Here is an 18,036-nt window from a genome sequence, read left to right on the forward strand (position 1 = left end):
CTTCAAGCTGGACCACCTGGCCACCCGTATGCGCCGCAACGGCGAGAACCTCCTGGTCCTCGCCGGCGAGGAACCCGGCCGCCGCTGGGACCAGCCCGTCCCCCTCATCGACGTGCTGCGCGCCGCCTCCTCCGAGGTGGAGCAGTACGAGCGCATCGAGTTGTCCGGTGTCCCCGAGGCCGAGATCCACGGCCGCGCCGTCACCGACCTCGTACGCCTGCTGGCGGAACTCCTGGAGAACGCCACCACGTTCTCCTCGCCCCGGACCAAGGTCCGTGTCACCGCGACCCGTCTGCCCGACGGCCGCGTGATGATCGAGATCCACGACCAGGGAATCGGCCTCACCGCCGAGGACTTCGCCGACGTGAACCACAGGCTGGCCGAGCCGCCTACCGTGGACGCCGCGATCTCCCAGCGCATGGGCCTGTTCGTGGTCGGCCGCCTCTCCGACCGCCACGGCATCCGCGTCCAGCTCCGCCCCTCCGGCGAGCAGGCCGGCACGACCTCCCTGGTGATGCTCCCGAGCGACCTCACCGACGGAGAAGACACACCCGAGCCCCCGGACGCCCTCACTCCCACCCCGACCGGCCCCGCCGCCCCTGAACCGCCCTTCCCCGGCGAGGACTTCACCTCCCCGTACGCCGGGTGGCGGGGCTGAGCCACCCGGTCCTCGTTCTTTGTCGCGTGACGGAGCACGTGGCGCTGGATGCGCCGGCCGAAGAAGGCCGGCAGTGCGGGCAGCAGGACCAGCGAGGCGCCCATGGTGGTCAGCACGGTCAGGGCCAGGGCGAGGGCCACGCCCCGGAGTGAGCCGAGGCCGAGCGCGACCAGCCCCAGCAGGGCGATGATCACGGTGCAGCCGGCGAAGAAGACCGTGCGCCCGGCAGCGTCCAGGGCCTTGCGGCCGGCCTCGCCGGGTTCCGCGCCCGCGGTGAGTTCCTGCCGGGGCCAACGAAGCATCGGCACGGACACCTCGGGGACCCCGCCAACGGACTTGCGCGAAGGAGGACATGGCCCCGTCTTCCGCGATCGCCCACGGGAAGACGGACACCCCGTCGAGCCGGACCCCATACGGTCGGAGCCATGGAGACAAGGGCAGATGACACAACCGCGGCCGGCACGACGGGCACCGTCGTCTACCGACCGGCCCGGCCGGAGGACGACGAGGCCTTGGCCGGGCTGGACGGGTCGTTCACCACGGACTCGGTGTTCGAAGTGACCGTGACGGACGAAGGCTTCACCATCCGGGAGACACCGCTGGACTCTCCTCTCCGCAAGGTCTTCCCCGCCGAGGACGACGACGTCGACGACGCCGAGTCCGGGCCGTGCCGGACGGTGGTCGCCCACGACGGGGACGAGTTGTGCGGGTTCGTGGAGGCGTCCTACGAGGGCTGGAACGGTCGGCTGACCATCCGCGACATCGAGGTCGCACCCGCCTGGCGCGGCAAGGGCATCGGTCGAACCTTGATGCGCCACGCCCTCGACTTCGCCGGGGAGTGCGGGGCAGGGCACGTATGGCTGGAGGTCAGCAACATCAACGCTCCCGCCATTCGCGCCTATCTCCGGCTGGGCTTCGTCTTCTGCGGCCTGGACACCTCTCTCTACGACGGCACCGAGTCGGCCGGCGAGCAGGCGCTCTTCATGGTCCGGTGGTTGCGTTGAGCGAAGCCGGGGTGGGCCCGTCGGGGCGGATCGTGATGCCGTACGCCGTTCTCGTGGGGGTGGAGGAGAACGTCAACGTGTGGGCGGGCAGGAGGTGTTCGAGGAGGACGGTGGACTCCCGGAGGGCGAATTGGAGGCCGAGGCAGGCTCGGGGGCCGACACCGAAGGGGTAGTAGGCGCCGGGATGGGTGGGGCGGCCGTCCGGGGCGGTGAAGCGGCGGGGGTCGAACTCCTCCGGGTCGCGCCAGAGTTCGGGATCGCGGTGGGTGAGGTACGGGCAGACCAGGATGTCGGTGCCCGCCTCGACTGTGTGGCCTGCCAGGGTGTCGGCCTCGGCGGCGTGGCGGGGCAGGATCCACGCGGACGGATAGAGCCGGAGCGTCTCGTGCACCAGGGCCTGGAGGGCCTGGCGACGCTGCGGTGAGCCGTCGCCGCCGGCGGCGAGCGCCTGTTCACGGGCACCGGGACAGCGGTCGAGGAGCAGGTACAGCCAGGTCAGGGTCGTGGCGGTGGTCTCGTGCCCGGCGGCGAGCAGGGTCACCAGCTCGTCACGGATCAACTGGTCGGTGTATTCCGGGCGTTCGCGGGCCGCGTCGAGCAAGAAGTGCAGTACTCCGGGACCGTCGGGACCGGCCTCTCCCTTCCGGGCGGCCTCGATGGCATGCCGGGCGACCGCGTCGATCCGGGCCAGATCGGCGGCGACGGCGTCCCGAGCGGCGGCGACATCGGTGGGCAGCGTGGGAAGGGCGGCCCCGATGCCGGCGACAGCGGCCAGTTCCCGCTCGGTCTCGTCGTCGAGGGGGTGTCCGGTGAGCGTGCGCCAGATGGCGTCCAGGGCGTAGCGGCGCATCTCACGCCCGACGTCCAGGGTCCGGCCGTCACGGGCGTACGCGTCCCAGCGTGCGGCGGTGGTCCGCGCGGCGGCGGTGATCCGGTGCTCGTGTCGGCGCATGCCGGTGCCGGTGAACTGGGACTGCAGCAGACGGCGCTGGCTCTTCCAGGCCGCGCCGGTGGCGGCGAGGACACCGTCCCCGACCAGCAGACGTGCGCGGTGAGAGCGTTTGACGTACCGCTCGGGGTGCAGGGCGAGAACGTGCTGGACCGCCTGCGGGTCGGTGACGAGGACGGTGGGCGACGGTCCGAGACGGAAGGCCGCGACACCGCCGAGCCGTGCGCGCACCTCGGTCAACAGCTCGACGAGCCCGCCTCCCTCGGACCGCCACCGCTCGACGACCTCGGGCTCGACTTCGGGAACGGGGCGAACGCCCGCTCCGGGGGCGTACGGCAGTGGGTCCGAACCGGTTGCGGTGTCCATGTCTCCTCCCCTGGCCGACCGCCGGACACGGCCGCCACACGGAACAGCACGGACTGTACGGGAGTGGCGACGTGCCGTGACAGTCCGCCGGGGGCGGGCGGCCGGCGGGCCCTCCGCAGTCGCCCTTCGTCCGCCTCGCCATCGGCCCGACCCGCACTATGGTGGAAGGCATGGAGAACCCGTACGTGCTCCAGCGGTGCGCCGTACTCTTCGTGGCGCCCGGAGGGCGCACGTGAAGACGCGGGACGACGGTATCCGGTCGGCGGGCCATCTCGCCGACCCGAACGACGACGGGCTCCCACCGGACCGCACCCAGGCGATTCTCGAAGCGGCCAAGGAGGTCGCTTCACTGCTCAAGGCGGGCGGGCACCCCTTCGCGTTGACGGGCGGTGTCGCCGTGTACGCCCACGGCGGACCGGGCACCCTCCAGCACGACGTGGACTTCTGTGTCCTGCCCGAGGACATCGACGCCGTCACCGTCACCCTGGAATCGGCGGGCCTCGCCGTGGTCCAGCCCCCCGAGGACTGGCTGCTGAAGACCCGGAGTCACGGCCAGGAGGTCGATCTGATCTTCCGGCCGGCCCGGGTGCCGGTGAGCCGTGAGCTGCTGGACCGGGCGGAGGTGCTGTCGGTCCAGTCCGTGTGGATGCCGGTGCTGTCGGCGACGGACCTGCTCATCGGGCGGCTGATGTCGTTCTCGGAGCACTACTGCGACTTCGGTTCCGCGCTGCCGATCGCCCGGACCCTGCGGGAGAAGATCGACTGGGCCCGGGTCCGGCAGGAGTGCGGTGCCGTACCGATGCCCGCGGCCTTCCTGTATCTGCTGGAGCGCCTCCATGTGATCGAGCCGGAGGAGACCGGCCATGGCGACACAACCTGACGACGGCACGGACCCCGACACCACCCCCGCGCAGTCCGGGCAGTCCGGGCAGTCCAGGCAGTCCAGGCAGTCCAGGCACCCCACCACGAACACCGAGTACCTCATCGCCCACCTGGGCGAACGGCTCGCCGGCGGTGATCTCGCCGAGCTGGGGATGCGGATCGAGTCGCGGGGCGACTCCGTGCACATCACCGGCACCGCGTCCACCGCCCATGACCGCGAGGCGATCCTGCGTCTGGCGGCGGAGGAACTGCCCGGTATCGCCGTCCGGGCCGACATCGCGCTGGCCGACGTGACCGCGCCCGACCATCCGGAGGACCTGTCGTGATCCGGGTCGCCGCCGTCGGGGACATCCATCTGGGGCCCGACAGCCGGGGTCTGCTCCGGCCCGCGTTCGAGACGCTCCACCGGCAGGCCGACCTGCTGCTGCTGGCCGGTGACCTCACCCGGCACGGCACTCCCGAGGAGGCCCGGGTCGTCGCCGACGAGGTGGCGGGCCTGCCGGTGCCCGTGATCGCCGTCCTCGGCAATCACGACCATCACGCCGAGCGGCCCGACGACGTCACGGACGTCCTCCGTTCGGCGGGCGTGACGGTGCTGGAGGGCGAGGGGACCGTCGTCGAGGTCGACGGGGTCCGGGTGGGCGTCGCCGGGACGAAGGGGTTCGGCGGTGGCTTCGCCGGGCGCAGCGGCAGCGAGTTCGGCGAACCCGAGATGAAGGCCTTCGTCCGGCACACCCGGGGGCTCGCGGACGGTCTGCGCGGGGCCCTCGACGGCCTGGCGGCGGACGGCTGCGCGGTGCGTATCGCGCTCACCCACTTCTCGCCCGTGCCGGACACGCTGGTCGGTGAGCCGCTGGAGATCTATCCGTTCCTCGGCAGCTACCTGCTGGCGGAGGCGGTGGACGAGTCGGGCGCCGACCTCGCCGTCCACGGCCACGCCCATCTGGGCACCGAGCACGGCATCACCAGCGGCGGGGTACGGGTACGCAATGTCGCCCAGCCGGTCATCCGGCGCGCCTTCGCCGTGTACGGGCTGCCGGTGGACGGCTCCCCCACCACGGCGACCAGCGCGGCGTAGCGTCGGCTTGCCCCAGCCGGGGGACGACGGGCCCGTGCCCGTCACGCGGCGCCCGTGTCGGACGGCGGGGCGGGGTTGTTTTCCCTCGACACGTCCCTGGACGGTCGAACGGGAGGCGGCAATGCCCTGGCGGCGGTGGCGGACGGTCGTGGTGACGGGGCCGTGCTGGTGCCCCTCGCGGTGGCCACCGGCTGCGGCTCGGTGGACGAGCGGCGTACGGCCGCCCTGGACGCGGCCCTCGACTTCGAACGCGCCGTGAGCGCGCGTGACGGCGCGGCCGTGTGCGGGGTGCTGGCGCCGGCTGTCCGCGAGGAGGTCGAGCAGTCCGCCGGTACGGCGTGCGAGGAGGGCGTCCTGGAGGAGGACGTGCCGTCCGTCGCGGCCGACTTCTGGAACCGTACGCTGCAGAACTGGCAGTCGGAGTTCCTCGCCATCGCCTCGATGGCGATCCTCTCGATCTATCTGCGCCAGCGCGGTTCCCCGGAGTCGAAGCCGGTCGGTTCCGCCCACACCTCGACCGGCGTGGAGGGCTGAACCCGGACCGGTCGGGAGACCGGCCCGGGGGTCCACGGGGCCCTCAGGCGACCGTCACCGGCGGCTTGTCCTTCGTGAACTGCGTGCGGTACAGCTGCGCGTACCGGCCGCCCGCCGCGAGGAGTTCCTCGTGGGTGCCGCGTTCCACGATCCGGCCGGCCTCGACGACGAGGATCTGGTCGGCGGCCCGTACGGTCGACAGGCGGTGGGCGATGACCACGGCGGTGCGGCCCTCCAATGCCTCCGTGAGGGCCTCCTGGACGGCGGCCTCGGAGGTGTTGTCCAGGTGGGCGGTGGCCTCGTCGAGGATGACGACGCGCTGGCGGGCCAGCAGCAGCCGGGCGATGGTCATGCGCTGGCGTTCGCCGCCGGAGAGCCGGTAGCCGCGTTCGCCGACCACGGTGTCGAGGCCGTCGGGCAGCGACCGTACGAGGTCGTCGAGGCGGGAGCGGCGCAGGACCTCCCAGAGGTCGTCGTCGGTGGCGCCGGGGCGGGCGAGCAGCAGGTTGGCGCGGACGGTGTCGTGGAAGAGGTGCCCGTCCTGGGTGACCATGCCGACCGTGCCGCGCAGCGACTCGGCGCTCAGGTCCCGTACGTCGACGCCGCCGATGCGGACGCTGCCGGCGTCGGTGTCGTAGAGGCGGGGCAGGAGCTGGGCGACGGTCGACTTGCCGGCGCCGGAGGAGCCGACGAGGGCGATCGTGCGGCCGGGTTCGGCGCGGAAGGAGATCCCGTGCAGGACCTCGCTGCCGCCCCGGGTGTCGAGCGCGGCCACCTCCTCCAGGGAGGCGAGGGAGACCTTGTCGGCGGACGGGTAGCCGAAGCGGACGTCCTCGAACTCCACGGACACGGGGCCGTCGGGCACCTCGCGGGCATCCGGTTTCTCGTCGATCAGCGGTTTCAGGTCGAGCACCTCGAAGACCCGCTCGAAGCTGACGAGAGCGCTCATGATCTCGACGCGGGCGCCGGCGAGGGCGGTCAGCGGGGCGTAGAGGCGGGTCAGCAGGAGGGCCAGGGAGACGATCGCGCCCGCTTCGAGGGTGCCGCGCAGCGCGAACCAGCCGCCGAGGCCGTAGACCAGGGCGAGCGCCAGGGCGGAGACGAGGGTGAGGGCGGTGATGAACACCGACTGCGCCATCGCCGTGCGCACGCCGATGTCGCGCACCCTGCGGGCCCGTTCGGCGAACTCCGCGGACTCGTCCGCCGGGCGTCCGAAGAGTTTGACGAGGGTGGCGCCGGGCGCCGAGAAGCGTTCGGTCATCCGTGTGCCCATGGCCGCGTTGAGGTCGGCGGCCTCCCGCTGGAGCCGGGCCATCCGGGTGCCCGTCCGGCGGGCGGGGATCACGAACACGGGCAGCAGGACCAGCGACAGCAGGGTGATCTGCCAGGACAGAGTGAGCATCACGGTGAGGGTGAGGACCAGGGTGACCAGGTTGCCGACCACTCCGGACAGGGTGTTGCTGAACGCCCGTTGGGCGCCGATGACGTCGTTGTTGAGACGACTGACGAGCGCTCCCGTACGAGTACGTGTGAAGAACGCGACCGGCATGCGCTGCACATGATCGAAGACGGCGGTCCGCAGATCGAGGATGAGTCCCTCGCCGAGCTTCGCCGACAGCCATCGGCCCAGCAGCCCGAGGGCCGCCTCGGCGACCGCGATGAGGGCGATGAGCACGGCAAGGCGGACGACGAGCGCCTCGTCCCCGTCCGACACGATCACGTCTACGACGTTCCCCGCGAGCACCGGCGTCGCGACGGCGAGAAGGGCGGTCACCACACTGACCGCGACGAACCACGCGATACGGCGACGATGTGGACGGGCGAAGGCCCCAACGCGCCGTAGCGTCGTCCGGGCGAAGGGGCGGCTCGGCCGCCGGGCGTTCGACATGCCCTGCAGCTGGCTCCAGGCGGTCATCTCCATACTCATGGGAAGGACGCTAGAACCTCAACCAATCTTGAGGTCAACTGGTTTTCCGGAGTACCCCGCGTAACGGTGAAGTCCCGCGCCGGTCACCGTGCAGTGAAGTCCCGCGCCGGTCACCGCCCGTCCGCGCGTCCGCAACCCGCCGTTGGGGCGTGGCGGAAAACCTCTCCCGGTGTGACAGCGATACGGCTCCCCGAGGGGCTCCCCAGGCGCGTCCCGGTCCGCCGGCTCCTCCCGGTCCGCCGGATCCTGTGCCTGCTCCCCCTCGCCCTGGTCCTCGCCCTCGCCGTACGCCATCGTTCCGTCCTCGTCGAGGGGTTCGGGCAGTTGGCGACCGCGCGGTGGCCCTGGCTGGCGGCGGCGGTCTGCGCGACCTGCCTGACCTGGGTGGCGGCGGCCGTGACCCGGCAGGGCGCCCTCGTCGAACGGCTGCCCGCCCGGCGGTTGCTGGCCACCCAGTTCGCGGCCGGCGCGGCGAACCATCTGCTGCCCAGCGGCCTCGGGGCGAGCGCGGTGAACCTGCGGTTCATGACGGTGTGCGGGGTGCCGCCGGCCCGTTCGTCGGCGGCGCTCGCCCTGTATCTGCTCGCCGAGTCCGTCGCCCGGCTGGGTCTGCTGCTGGCCCTGCTGCTGGCGTTCCCCGGCGCGCTGCGCCTCGGCCCGCTCCTCCCGGACGGGTCGACCGCTCCCCTGTTGGCCGCCGTCGCCGGGGTGGTCTGCGCGGCCGCGCTCGCCCTGCTGCTCGTACGGCGGCTGCGCACAGCCGTGTCCGGTTTCGTGCGCACCGCGTTGAGCGAGGCCCGGTCGGTGCACACACGGCCGGTCCGGGTGCTCGCCCTGTGGGGCGGTTCGCTGGCCTTCCCCGCGCTCCAGGCGGCCGGACTGGCCGCCGTCGGGCTGGCGTTGGGCCTGCGGATACCCGTGCTCCACATGGCGGTCGCGTACCTCGCGGCCACCGTCGCGGTCGCCCTGGTCCCGACACCGGGCGGCCTCGGGTCCGTGGACGCGGCGCTCGTGGTCGCCCTGATCGCGGCGGGCGCCCCGGCCACCGTGGCCACAGCGGTGGTGCTGGCGTACCGGGTCATCACGCTCTGGCTGCCGCTGCTGCCGGGGGCATTGACGCTGGGGGCGCTGGTGCGGCTGAAGGTGCTCTGAGCGAGCGGCCGCCGCAGTTGACTCTGCCGCACTGTGACTCTGCGGCCCTGAGGCCCTGCGGCCCTGCGGCCCTGTGGCCCTGTGGCCCTGTGGCTCTGCGGCGCTGTGACTCTGTGGCGCGTATCAGACATTCCGTCACGTTCGACGGGTCGTCAATGGCCGATCCACGCAGGTCCGGTGCCGATCAGCAGGTCGCGTGCGGCAGGATGAGCGGTCGCGCCCGACGTCGTACACGCGTCCGGGCAAGCGTGATCGTGCATTCCGGATTCGAGCAGGTGGCAAGGTGACGACACATCACATACGGTCTGCGGGACATGACATACGGCCCGTCGACCGCTCCCCCCGCCCCTCGGGAGGCGACCGATGACCCGGGCCCTCACCGTCGACGACTGCCTCGTGGCCGGAATCATCCTGGTCGCGGGCCTGGCCGCCGCGTTCCTGCTGCGCCTGCTGCTGCGCTGGCTCGGCGGACACGCGACGAAGACCCGCTGGAGCGGTGACGACGTCATCGTCGACGCGCTGCGCTCCCTCGTCCCCTGGGGCGCGTTCGTCGGCGGCGCGGCGGCCGCGGCGGCGGCGCTGCCGCTCACGAGGACGGTCCACCACAATGTGAACCAGTCGCTGACCGTGCTGCTGATCCTGGTCGCGACGATCACCGCGGCCCGGGTGATCGCCGGTCTGGTCCGTACAGTGACCCAGTCGCGGGCCGGGGTCGCCGGCTCGGTGACCATCTTCGTGAACATCACCCGGGTCGCGGTCCTCGCGCTCGGCTGCCTGGTGATCCTGCAGACCCTGGGCATCCCGGTCGCGCCGCTGGTCACCGCCCTCGGTGTCGGCGGTCTCGCGGTGGCGCTGGCCCTCCAGGACACGCTCGCCAACCTCTTCGCGGGCATCCACATCCTCGCGTCGAAGACGGTCCAGCCGGGCGACTACATCCGGCTGAGCAGCGGCGAGGAGGGCTATGTCGTCGACATCAACTGGCGGCAGACGACGATCAAGTCGCTCTCCAACAACCTGGTGATCATCCCGAACGGGCAGCTCGCCGGCACGAACATGACCAACTTCAACCAGCCCGAGCAGGACATGACCCTGCTCGTGCAGGTGGGCGTCGGTTACGACAGCGACCTGGAGCACGTTGAGCGGGTCACCAACGAGGTCATCGCCGAGACCATGAAGGACGTCGAGGGCGCCAAACCGGACCATGAGCCCGCCGTGCGCTTCCACACGTTCGGCGACTCGCGGATCGGCATGACCGTGATCCTCGGGGTCGGGGAGTTCAGCGACCAGTACCGGATCAAGCACGAGTTCATCAAGCGCCTGCACCGGCGCTACCGGACCGAGGGCATCCACATCCCGGCCCCCCGCCGGACGGTCACGCTCCAGCCGGGTGCGGGTGCGAGTGCGGGTCTCGAGATCCCGCACCAGCGCGAGACGTCGATCGACTCCGTCGAGGCGCGGTAGGGATTGCCGCGGGGTGCGTACGTGCGGGTGAGTGGGGGTTTCTCGCGCGGTTCCCCGCGCCCGCCCGGGGCTGCGCCCCGTGCTTTTCATGAAGGGGCGGGCCGCAGGCCCGCTCCCTTCAGGGGCGCGGGGAACTGCGCGAACAACCACAACGAACCCGCACCCGCCGACGTAGGCGCACCCCCGAGTCACTGGGCGCCCGGCCCCATGCGTCGCCGCGTCCCGGCACGAGATATCTTGATGTCGAGCAATGTTGCAGACGTGGAGCGGAGCACCCGGTGACTGACTCGACCATCATCTACACACACACTGACGAGGCCCCGGCCCTGGCGACGTATTCGTTCCTGCCGGTGGTCAAGGCGTACGCCTCGCAGGCCGGTGTCTCCGTCGAGACCCGTGACATCTCGCTGGCCGGGCGCATCATCGCCGTCTTCCCGGAGTACCTCCAGGAGGGTCAGCGCATCCCGGACGCCCTCTCCGAGCTGGGCGAGCTGGCCAAGACCCCCGCGGCGAACATCATCAAGCTGCCGAACATCTCGGCGTCGATCCCGCAGCTGAAGGCCGCCGTCGCCGAGCTGCAGAGCCAGGGCTACGCGCTTCCGGACTACCCGGACGACCCGAAGACCGACGAGGAGCGCGAGATCCGCGCCCGCTACGACAAGATCAAGGGTTCCGCCGTGAACCCGGTCCTGCGTGAGGGCAACTCCGACCGCCGCGCCCCCGCCTCCGTCAAGAACTACGCCAAGACCCACCCGCACCGCATGGGCGCCTGGACCTCCGAGTCCAAGACCAACGTGGCGACGATGGGCGAGAACGACTTCCGCTCCACCGAGAAGTCCGTGGTGATCGCCGAGGACGGCGCGCTGAGGATCGAGCTGGTCGGCGACGACGGCACCACCACCGTGCTGCGCGAGTCCGTACCGGTCCTCGCGGGCGAGGTCGTCGACGCCTCCGTGATGCGGGTCGCCGCGCTGCGCGAGTTCCTCACCGCCCAGGTCGCCAAGGCCAAGGCGGAGGGCGTGCTGTTCTCCGTGCACCTCAAGGCCACGATGATGAAGGTCTCCGACCCGATCGTCTTCGGTCACGTGGTGCGTGCCTTCTTCCCGAAGACGTTCGCGCGGTACGGTGCGACGCTGGCCGCCGCCGGTCTGTCCCCGAACGACGGTCTGGGCGGCATCTACAAGGGCCTGGAGGCCCTGCCGGAGGGCGCCGAGATCAAGGCGTCCTTCGACGCCGAGCTCGCCGAGGGCCCGGAGCTGGCGATGGTCGACTCCGACAAGGGCATCACCAACCTGCACGTGCCGTCCGACGTCATCGTCGACGCCTCGATGCCGGCCATGATCCGCACCTCCGGCCACATGTGGGGCCCGGACGGCCAGGAGGCCGACACCCTCGCGGTGCTCCCGGACTCCTCGTACGCCGGTGTCTACCAGGCCGTGATCGACGACTGCCGCGCGCATGGCGCCTACGACCCGTCGACGATGGGCTCCGTCCCGAACGTCGGTCTGATGGCGCAGAAGGCCGAGGAGTACGGCTCCCACGACAAGACCTTCGAGATCGCGACCACGGGCACGGTCCGTCTGGTCGACGGCAACGGCGTCGCCGTCATCGAGCAGACCGTCTCCGCCGGTGACATCTTCCGCGCCTGCCAGACCAAGGACGCCCCGATCAAGGACTGGGTGAAGCTGGCCGTCACCCGCGCCCGTGCCACCGGTGACCCGGCGGTGTTCTGGCTGGACGAGACCCGCGCCCACGACGCCAACCTGATCGCCAAGGTCAACACGTACCTGGCGGACCACGACACCGAGGGCCTGGACATCCGGATCCTCGCCCCGGTCGAGGCGACGAAGCTGTCCGTGGAGCGCATCCGCCGCGGCGAGAACACCATCTCCGTCACCGGCAACGTCCTGCGTGACTACCTCACCGACCTGTTCCCGATCCTGGAGCTGGGCACCAGCGCCAAGATGCTGTCGGTCGTCCCGCTGATGGCGGGCGGCGGCCTGTTCGAGACGGGCGCCGGCGGCTCCGCCCCGAAGCACGTCCAGCAGCTGGTCAAGGAGAACTACCTGCGCTGGGACTCCCTCGGCGAGTTCTTCGCCCTGGTCCCGTCGCTGGAGCAGTACGCCGAGGCCACCGGCAACACCCGCGCCAAGGTGCTGGCCGACACCCTGGACCGCGCGACGGCGACCTTCCTCAACGAGGACAAGTCCCCCTCGCGTCGTCTCGGCGGCATCGACAACCGCGGCAGCCACTTCTTCCTGTCCCTGTACTGGGCGCAGGAGCTGGCCGCGCAGACCGACGACGCCGACCTGGCTAAGGCGTTCGCCCCGCTCGCCGAGACGCTCTCCGCGAACGAGCAGAAGATCGTCGACGAGCTGATCGCCGTCCAGGGCCGGCCTGCCGAGATCGGCGGCTACTACCAGCCCGACCCGGCCAAGGCCGCCGCGGTCATGCGCCCCTCGGCCACGTGGAACGAGGCGCTGGCGAACTTCGCCTGACGCTCCGCTCGGTCCGGCCCACCTGACGGCACCGCGGCTCGCCCGCGGTCCCCAGGTCGGCCAACCCCGTGAGGCCACACACCGCCGCCCCGGCCGGGTTCCTTCCCGGCCGGGGCGGCGTGCTGTCGGGGGCCTCGCGGGGCAGGTACTGCCGGTGCCGCGTCCCGTCGGTGCCGCGTGCCGGTCAGCGCTGCGCGGTCGTGAGGGCGGCTGGGTCGGCGCTGCCTGGTGATGCCGAGAGCGACCGGTGCGGGTCAGGCGGTGCCGAGGGCCGTGCGCAGGGTGACGATCGCCTGGGTGATCGCGGCCTCGGCGGCCCGCGTCTCCCGCAGGGCGTTCAGCATCACGAAGTCATGGATGACTCCCTGGTAGCGCACGGCGGTCACCGGGACACCGGCCTCGCGCAGCTTGTTCGCGTACGCCTCGCCCTCGTCGCGCAGCACATCGGCCTCGGCGGTGATCACGAGCGCCGGCGGCAGACCCGCCAGCTGGTCGGCGGAGGCGCGCAGCGGTGACGCCGTGATCTGCGCGCGCTCCCGCTCGCTCGTCGTGTACTGGTCCCAGAACCACCGCATCGCGTCGCGCCGCAGGAAGTAGCCCTCGGCGAACTGCCGATAGGAGCCGGTGTCGAACGCGGCGTCGGTGACCGGGTAGAAGAGGACCTGGTGGACCAGCGGGACGTCGCCGCGTTCCTTCGCCATCAGGGTCAGCGCGGCGCTCATGTTGCCGCCGACGGAGTCGCCGGCCACCGCGATACGGGCCCCGTCGAGGCCGTGCCGGGCGCCCTCCGCGACGATCCAGCGGGCCACCGCGTAGTTCTGCTCGACGGCGACCGGGTAGCGGGCCTCGGGCGACAGGTCGTACTCGGGGAACACGACCGCGGCCCCCGCACCCACCGCCAGCTCCCGCACCAGCCGGTCGTGGGTGTGGGCGTTGCCGAAGACCCACCCGGCGCCGTGGATGTAGAGGATCACCGGCAGCACCCCCTCGGCCCCGGCGGGCCGGACGATCCTGGCCCTCACCTCGCCGGTGGGGCCGCCCGGCACAGTCACCCACTCGTCGTCGACGTCCGGCTTCGCGATGTCGCCCGACTGCACCTCGTCGACGACCTTGCGCCCCTCGACCGGGCCGAGGTCGAAGAGGTACGGCGGGTTCGCGGTGGCCTCGGCGAAGGCCGCGGCGGCGGGTTCGAGGACGGGGCGGAGGGCGGTGCTCTCGGACATCGTGATCTCCTCGGGTGGGGTGCCGCGGGCAGGGTCCGCCCGCATGGTTCGCCGGGGGCGGCGGCACACCAGAAAGATAGCGTGCGATTAAATCGCACACAACTAATTCGTAGGCGATTTCTTGCCCTGCGATTCCTTACCCCACGATCCCTTACCTCACGATTCCTTAGGGCTCGATGCGCCCGTGTGACTGCCGGTAGGGTGGGAGATCGTCAGGGAGAGCACGGGACGGAGGAGCGACACCGTGAGCACAGTCGGCGAACTCGTGGGCACCGCCGGAGCGGAACCGGCGCAGGGGCACACCCTGCTCCTGGACGACCAGCTCTGTTTCGCGCTGTACGCCGCCTCGCGCGCCGTCACGGCCCGCTACCGGCCCCTGCTGGAGGAGCTGGGCCTGACCTATCCGCAGTACCTGGTCATGCTGGTCCTCTGGGAGCAGGACTCGATATCCGTCCGCGATCTGGGAGCCGCGCTCCAGTTGGAGTCCAGCACGCTCTCCCCGCTCCTGAAGCGCCTGGAGGCCGGCGGCCTGCTCCGCCGCGAACGTCGCCCGGACGACGAGCGTTCCGTCGCCATCCGCCTCACCGAGGCCGGGGCCCGGCTGAAGGAGCGGGCCCGGACCGTACCGGTGGACATCGGCGCCGCGATGGGCCTGACCCCCGAGCAGCACACGCTCACCCAGCAACTGCTGCGCCTGCTCACCGCGAACGTCAGCCAGGGCTGAGCGGGGCCCGGCCCCGGGGTCCCGGCGCGCCCGGTCAACGTGCGTCCCGGTGCGTCGGTTCCGTGCGCGACCCGGCGCGCCGGTTCAGTGCGCCGCGTCGAGCCGGTGCCGCTGTTCGGCGGTCAGCTCCAGGTCCACGGCGGCGAGGTTCTCCTCCAGCTGCGCCACCGAGGAGACCCCCGCGAGCGGCACGATCGGGAGCGGGCCGCCCAACTGCCAGGCCAGCACGACCTGGTTGACGGTCGCCCCGGTCTCCCGTGCCACCTCCCGCAGCACCTTCATCCGGGCCGGCGTGCCCGGGTGGTCGTACTCGCGCTGAAGCTTCTCGGGGCGTACGTAGCCGCCGGTGAGCAGCGGCGAGTAGGCGACGAGGGTGAGGTCCGGCTCGGCCTCCAGGTAGCCCAGCAGTTCGGCGGTGGCCGCGCCGAGCGTGCCGTGCGCCCAGAGGGCGTTGGGCACGTCGGTCCGCGGCCGCAGATAGCTGTGGTGGTATTGGAGCACCTCATAGCCGGGCAGTCCCGCCGCGGCGGCGAGGGCGCGGGCCCGCTCCACGCGCCACATGGCGTGGTTGCTCACGCCGAGCAGCCCGACCGTGCCCCCGGTGACGAGTTCCCCGAACGCCTCGACCGTCTCCCCCGGCGGGACCGTACGGTCCTCGATGTGCGCGTAGAGCAGGTCGAGCCGCTCCACGCCGAGGCGCTCCCTGCTGCGTTCCGCCGACTCCCTGATCACCTTCGCAGACAGGCCCTCGGCGTTGTCGACGTAACTGGTGCCGGGGGCGAGGGGCCGGGCGCCGAGCTTGGTGGCGATGACGATCTCGGTGCCTGTCCCCCGGCTGCGGCGCCACCGTCCGAGCAGTTCCTCGCTCTGGCCGCCCTGGCTGCCGTCGATCCAGAAGGCGTAGTTGTCGGACGTGTCGATGAAGTTGCCACCGGCTTCGACGTAGCGGTCGAGCACGGCGAACGACGTCTTCTCGTCCGTCCGTGAACCGAACAGCATCGCGCCGAGCGACAGCACGCTCACCTCACGACGGGTCTTCGGGTCGCTGCCGATCGTGCGGTATTTCATAACTATGCCTCCCGTTCAGCCCGTTCGGCCCGTTCGGCGGGCCTCGGCAGGGAGTCTTCAGGTTGGAGCGCGCGCGAAGTCAAGCGTGCGCGAAGCCGAGAGTTCGGGCGGGGGCGGGCCGGAAGCGGGGCGGGGGGAAGCGGAGCACTCCGCTGGGGTCGGGGCCGCGCTGAGGGGCGCGGCCGACCGGGACTTGCCCGGCCGATCCTGTCGGCCGGACACGGGGCACGTCCTAATCGCCGTGCGAGCGGCTCAGGCGGTGGACGGCTCGGGCGGCGTCGCGGGCCTCCCGCTCGGCCTCGGTCAGGGCGGCGGTGGCCGTCCGTCGCCTCTCCTCGGCCTGTCGCTGTTCCTGTTCGGCACGGTCGAGGTCCTCTTCGGCATGGCCCGCCTGCCCCTCGGCGCGACCGACCTGCCCCTCGGCGCGGCTGACCTGCTCCTGAGCGCGTTCGAGGGCTTCCCGCGCCTTGCGGAGCTGCTGCTCGGCGGCGGATACCTGGCGCCGTGCCCGGTCACGGTGGTCGCGGGTCCGCCGCAGCGACGCGTCGGCGTCCTCCGCTTCCGCGCGCCGGTCGTCGAGCCGCCGTTCTGCGGCCTCGGCCGCCTCCCGAGCCTGCGTGAGCCGCTGTTCCCGCTCCAGCCGCAGTTGCCGTTCACGGCGGCGCTCGGCGAGTTCGTCCTTCCCCTCACGGCCGCGCGTCGATGCCGCCGGCGCCTCTGCGGGGCCGGACCGCTTGCCCTTCGCGGGGGCCGATGGCTTCGCCGTCGCACGGGTGGGCCGCTTCGCCGTCGCGGGGGCCACGGCGGACGCTTCGGTGTCGGAGGAGAAGGTCGACGGCGGGGCAAGGGCTGTTTCCAGCCGACCTCCGGACCATCGCCGGGCGGCGTCCGCGTCGGCCAGCACGGCACGCAGCGTGGACTCGACCTCCTGCAGCACCGGGCCGGACAGCGGCTGCCCGGCCGTCCGGGCGAGCCCCGCGGCCTCCCGGGACAGGGCGGCGACGACACGGCGCCGCTGGTCGGACAGCTCCTTGAGGCCTCCGGGGTCCAGCGTGCGGTACGCCTCGCGCAGCGACTCCCCCAGCTGGAGGAACTGCCGGCTCTCCTCCGGGCGGGAGCGCAGCAGCAGATTGGCCGCCCATGCCGCCAGGGTGGGGCGACGCGCACCCCGGATGGCGCGCGCGTCGTCGCCGCGGCCGGACGTCCTGGCGGCGGCCGCCCACACCTCCCGACGGCCGACGAAGTCGGACGGCGGGGTCACGTACAGCTCGTCGAGCACCGTCTCGACGTCGGGTCCGTCCGGCCGGTCGGGCCCGTCCGACCCTTCGGTCTCCCGGCGTCTCACCCGCTTGCCTGGCATGATCCCCAGCCTGCACCGGACCGTACAACCTCGCACATCGCCGCATGATTATCGGATAACACCACCCTTTCCGATTCTCGTCGGAAGCCCCTCGCGCCGAGTGTTGACCACCCTTAGTATCGGAACGAACACTGTCGGTGATTATCCGCGGGCCAGGGGGGCTACATGCGCGGGCATTTCCGCACACTGCTGCGCCATGTCGCGTACCCGGCCCTGTTGGCCGCCCTGGTGGCCACGGCGATCACCGCACTGCACCTGCGCTGGGACCTCGGCCGGGTGAGCCAGCTCTTCCTCGTCGGCACCATCGCCTACTTCACCCTGCTCGAACGGTTGATCCCGTACGAGCGGGAATGGGCGCCGAGCGCCCGCGAATGGGGCTGGTACGGCGTCTACTTCGTCCTCACGACGACCGGCGGGGCCCTGGCACAGCTACCGGTGGCGGCCATCGTCGCCTGGGCCGCGCCACGGCATCCGGCCCTGCCGCTCTGGGCGGAGATCCCGCTGGCGCTGCTCCTCGGCTCACTGGTCAACTACCTGATCCACCGGTGGTGCCACACCAGCCCCCGGCTCTGGCGGCTGCACGGTGTGCACCATGTGCCCGACAAGGTGACCGTCGGGAACAACGGGGTCAACCACCTGCTGGACGTCGTGCTCACGCAGGGTGTGGTGCAGTGCTCACTCGCCCTGACCGGATTCTCGACCGCGACGGTCTTCGTGATCGGCCTGTTCGTGGTCACCCAGGGCTACTTCGTGCACGCCAACATCGACGTCCGGATCGGCCCGCTCAATCACGTCCTCGCGGGGCCCGAGCAGCACCGGCTGCATCACAGCGTCGACCTGTCGGAAGCCGGTCACTACGGCTCCGAACTCTCGGTCTGGGACCACGCGTTCGGCAGTTTCACCTGGCGCCCCGGCCGACGGCCGGTCGCCGTGGGCCTGCGGAACCCGGCGGACTTCCCCCGGACCGGTGAGGTGGTCGCGAGCCACCTCCAGGCTTGGCGCCGGCCCACGCGCCCCGACCGCTCCGCCACCGGCCCGGCCGCCGGGCTGCGCCGACCAGCCCCGTAGCACCTCGACCAGCATCGCACCACCTCGACCAGCCCCGTAGCACCCCGGCCCGTTCGGCGCACCTGCCCGGCGCGCCCGGCCGGA

General features: G+C 71.8%; 15 protein-coding genes and 2 pseudogenes. 11 read left to right on the top strand and 6 right to left on the bottom strand.

Features of this window, described 5'->3' with window-relative positions:
- Nucleotides 1–658 (top strand): sensor histidine kinase (locus tag M8J73_RS36020; protein ID WP_249829554.1); only part of this gene is annotated, 658 nt, incomplete at its 5' end.
- Nucleotides 659–675: 17 nt separating this feature from the next.
- Here the strand turns inward: M8J73_RS36020 and M8J73_RS36025 are convergent.
- Nucleotides 676–945 (bottom strand): annotated as a pseudogene (locus tag M8J73_RS36025) (MMPL family transporter); the annotation flags it as partial.
- Nucleotides 946–1,083: 138 nt separating this feature from the next.
- On the opposite strand from M8J73_RS36025, the gene M8J73_RS36030 reads away from it, so the two are divergent.
- The gene (locus M8J73_RS36030) at nucleotides 1,084–1,662 is read left to right on the top strand and encodes a GNAT family N-acetyltransferase (RefSeq protein WP_055541978.1); all 579 of its coding nucleotides are present in this window, start codon (nucleotides 1,084–1,086) and stop codon (nucleotides 1,660–1,662) included.
- Here the strand turns inward: M8J73_RS36030 and M8J73_RS36035 are convergent.
- A complete protein-coding gene (locus M8J73_RS36035; protein WP_249829555.1) occupies nucleotides 1,640–2,977 on the bottom strand; it encodes a cytochrome P450 in 1,338 nt (445 codons plus the stop codon). The two genes, M8J73_RS36030 and M8J73_RS36035, sit on opposite strands and share 23 nt — an antisense overlap.
- Before the next feature lie 232 nt (nucleotides 2,978–3,209).
- Between M8J73_RS36035 and M8J73_RS36040 the strand changes: the two genes are divergently transcribed.
- The 4 genes and pseudogenes from M8J73_RS36040 to M8J73_RS45335 form a co-directional block, all read left to right on the top strand.
- Complete coding sequence (locus M8J73_RS36040) at nucleotides 3,210–3,857, top strand: nucleotidyltransferase family protein (RefSeq protein WP_055541980.1); 648 nt, start codon at nucleotides 3,210–3,212, stop codon at nucleotides 3,855–3,857.
- Nucleotides 3,841–4,185: a hypothetical protein gene (locus M8J73_RS36045; protein ID WP_240501673.1), complete on the top strand. Its 345-nt coding sequence runs from the start codon at nucleotides 3,841–3,843 to the stop codon at nucleotides 4,183–4,185. The genes M8J73_RS36040 and M8J73_RS36045 overlap by 17 nt, the downstream gene beginning before the upstream one ends.
- On the top strand, nucleotides 4,182–4,937 hold the full coding sequence (locus M8J73_RS36050; RefSeq protein ID WP_055541981.1) for a metallophosphoesterase family protein: 756 nt from the start codon (nucleotides 4,182–4,184) through the stop codon (nucleotides 4,935–4,937). Before M8J73_RS36045 ends, M8J73_RS36050 begins: the two co-directional genes overlap by 4 nt.
- A gap of 378 nt (nucleotides 4,938–5,315) precedes the next feature.
- Nucleotides 5,316–5,471 (top strand): annotated as a pseudogene (locus M8J73_RS45335) (DUF6766 family protein); the annotation flags it as partial.
- Between the two features lie 43 nt (nucleotides 5,472–5,514).
- On the opposite strand, the gene M8J73_RS36060 reads toward M8J73_RS45335, so the two are convergent.
- On the bottom strand, nucleotides 5,515–7,392 hold the full coding sequence (locus M8J73_RS36060; RefSeq protein WP_107424109.1) for an ABC transporter ATP-binding protein: 1,878 nt from the start codon (nucleotides 7,390–7,392) through the stop codon (nucleotides 5,515–5,517).
- A 177-nt stretch (nucleotides 7,393–7,569) separates the two neighbouring features.
- On the opposite strand from M8J73_RS36060, the gene M8J73_RS36065 reads away from it, so the two are divergent.
- From M8J73_RS36065 to M8J73_RS36075, 3 genes are all read left to right on the top strand, one after another.
- Entirely contained in the window at nucleotides 7,570–8,550 is a 981-nt protein-coding gene (locus M8J73_RS36065) for a lysylphosphatidylglycerol synthase transmembrane domain-containing protein (protein ID WP_055541984.1), read from the top strand.
- A gap of 363 nt (nucleotides 8,551–8,913) precedes the next feature.
- The gene (locus M8J73_RS36070; protein ID WP_055541985.1) at nucleotides 8,914–10,011 is read left to right on the top strand and encodes a mechanosensitive ion channel family protein; all 1,098 of its coding nucleotides are present in this window, start codon (nucleotides 8,914–8,916) and stop codon (nucleotides 10,009–10,011) included.
- A gap of 278 nt (nucleotides 10,012–10,289) precedes the next feature.
- Complete coding sequence (locus M8J73_RS36075; RefSeq protein ID WP_055543132.1) at nucleotides 10,290–12,509, top strand: NADP-dependent isocitrate dehydrogenase; 2,220 nt, start codon at nucleotides 10,290–10,292, stop codon at nucleotides 12,507–12,509.
- A 254-nt stretch (nucleotides 12,510–12,763) separates the two neighbouring features.
- Here M8J73_RS36075 and M8J73_RS36080 read toward each other — a convergent pair whose 3' ends face one another.
- Nucleotides 12,764–13,732 carry an alpha/beta hydrolase gene (locus M8J73_RS36080; protein ID WP_055543133.1) on the bottom strand — a complete coding sequence of 323 codons (969 nt, stop codon included), beginning with the start codon at nucleotides 13,730–13,732 and terminating at the stop codon, nucleotides 12,764–12,766.
- Nucleotides 13,733–13,976: 244 nt separating this feature from the next.
- Here M8J73_RS36080 and M8J73_RS36085 point away from each other — a divergent pair, with 244 nt between their 5' ends.
- Nucleotides 13,977–14,456, top strand: coding sequence for a MarR family winged helix-turn-helix transcriptional regulator (locus M8J73_RS36085; RefSeq protein ID WP_274757699.1), 480 nt, complete (start codon nucleotides 13,977–13,979; stop codon nucleotides 14,454–14,456).
- Nucleotides 14,457–14,540: 84 nt separating this feature from the next.
- Here the strand turns inward: M8J73_RS36085 and M8J73_RS36090 are convergent, their stop codons facing one another.
- Both M8J73_RS36090 and M8J73_RS36095 read right to left on the bottom strand, forming a co-directional pair.
- Nucleotides 14,541–15,524, bottom strand: a complete 984-nt coding sequence (locus tag M8J73_RS36090) for an aldo/keto reductase (protein WP_249829556.1) — start codon at nucleotides 15,522–15,524, stop codon at nucleotides 14,541–14,543.
- A gap of 232 nt (nucleotides 15,525–15,756) precedes the next feature.
- The gene (locus M8J73_RS36095) at nucleotides 15,757–16,884 is read right to left on the bottom strand and encodes a hypothetical protein (protein ID WP_249829557.1); all 1,128 of its coding nucleotides are present in this window, start codon (nucleotides 16,882–16,884) and stop codon (nucleotides 15,757–15,759) included.
- A gap of 165 nt (nucleotides 16,885–17,049) precedes the next feature.
- Between M8J73_RS36095 and M8J73_RS36100 the strand changes: the two genes are divergently transcribed.
- Entirely contained in the window at nucleotides 17,050–17,952 is a 903-nt protein-coding gene (locus M8J73_RS36100; protein ID WP_055542897.1) for a sterol desaturase family protein, read from the top strand.
- Nucleotides 17,953–18,036 lie beyond the last annotated feature (84 nt).

It is taken from the genome of Streptomyces neyagawaensis (assembly GCF_023516595.1).
Classification (GTDB): Bacteria; Actinomycetota; Actinomycetes; order Streptomycetales; family Streptomycetaceae; genus Streptomyces; species Streptomyces neyagawaensis.

Coding starts and splice junctions, on each gene's coding strand:
- M8J73_RS36045 (WP_240501673.1), top strand. CDS start 3,841: ATGGCGACACAACCTGACGACGGCACGGACCCCGACACCACCCCCGCG.
- M8J73_RS36080 (WP_055543133.1), bottom strand. CDS start 13,732: ATGTCCGAGAGCACCGCCCTCCGCCCCGTCCTCGAACCCGCCGCCGCG.
- M8J73_RS36070 (WP_055541985.1), top strand. CDS start 8,914: ATGACCCGGGCCCTCACCGTCGACGACTGCCTCGTGGCCGGAATCATC.
- M8J73_RS36060 (WP_107424109.1), bottom strand. CDS start 7,392: ATGGAGATGACCGCCTGGAGCCAGCTGCAGGGCATGTCGAACGCCCGG.
- M8J73_RS36095 (WP_249829557.1), bottom strand. CDS start 16,884: ATGCCAGGCAAGCGGGTGAGACGCCGGGAGACCGAAGGGTCGGACGGG.
- M8J73_RS36035 (WP_249829555.1), bottom strand. CDS start 2,977: ATGGACACCGCAACCGGTTCGGACCCACTGCCGTACGCCCCCGGAGCG.
- M8J73_RS36100 (WP_055542897.1), top strand. CDS start 17,050: ATGCGCGGGCATTTCCGCACACTGCTGCGCCATGTCGCGTACCCGGCC.
- M8J73_RS36030 (WP_055541978.1), top strand. CDS start 1,084: ATGGAGACAAGGGCAGATGACACAACCGCGGCCGGCACGACGGGCACC.
- M8J73_RS36090 (WP_249829556.1), bottom strand. CDS start 15,524: ATGAAATACCGCACGATCGGCAGCGACCCGAAGACCCGTCGTGAGGTG.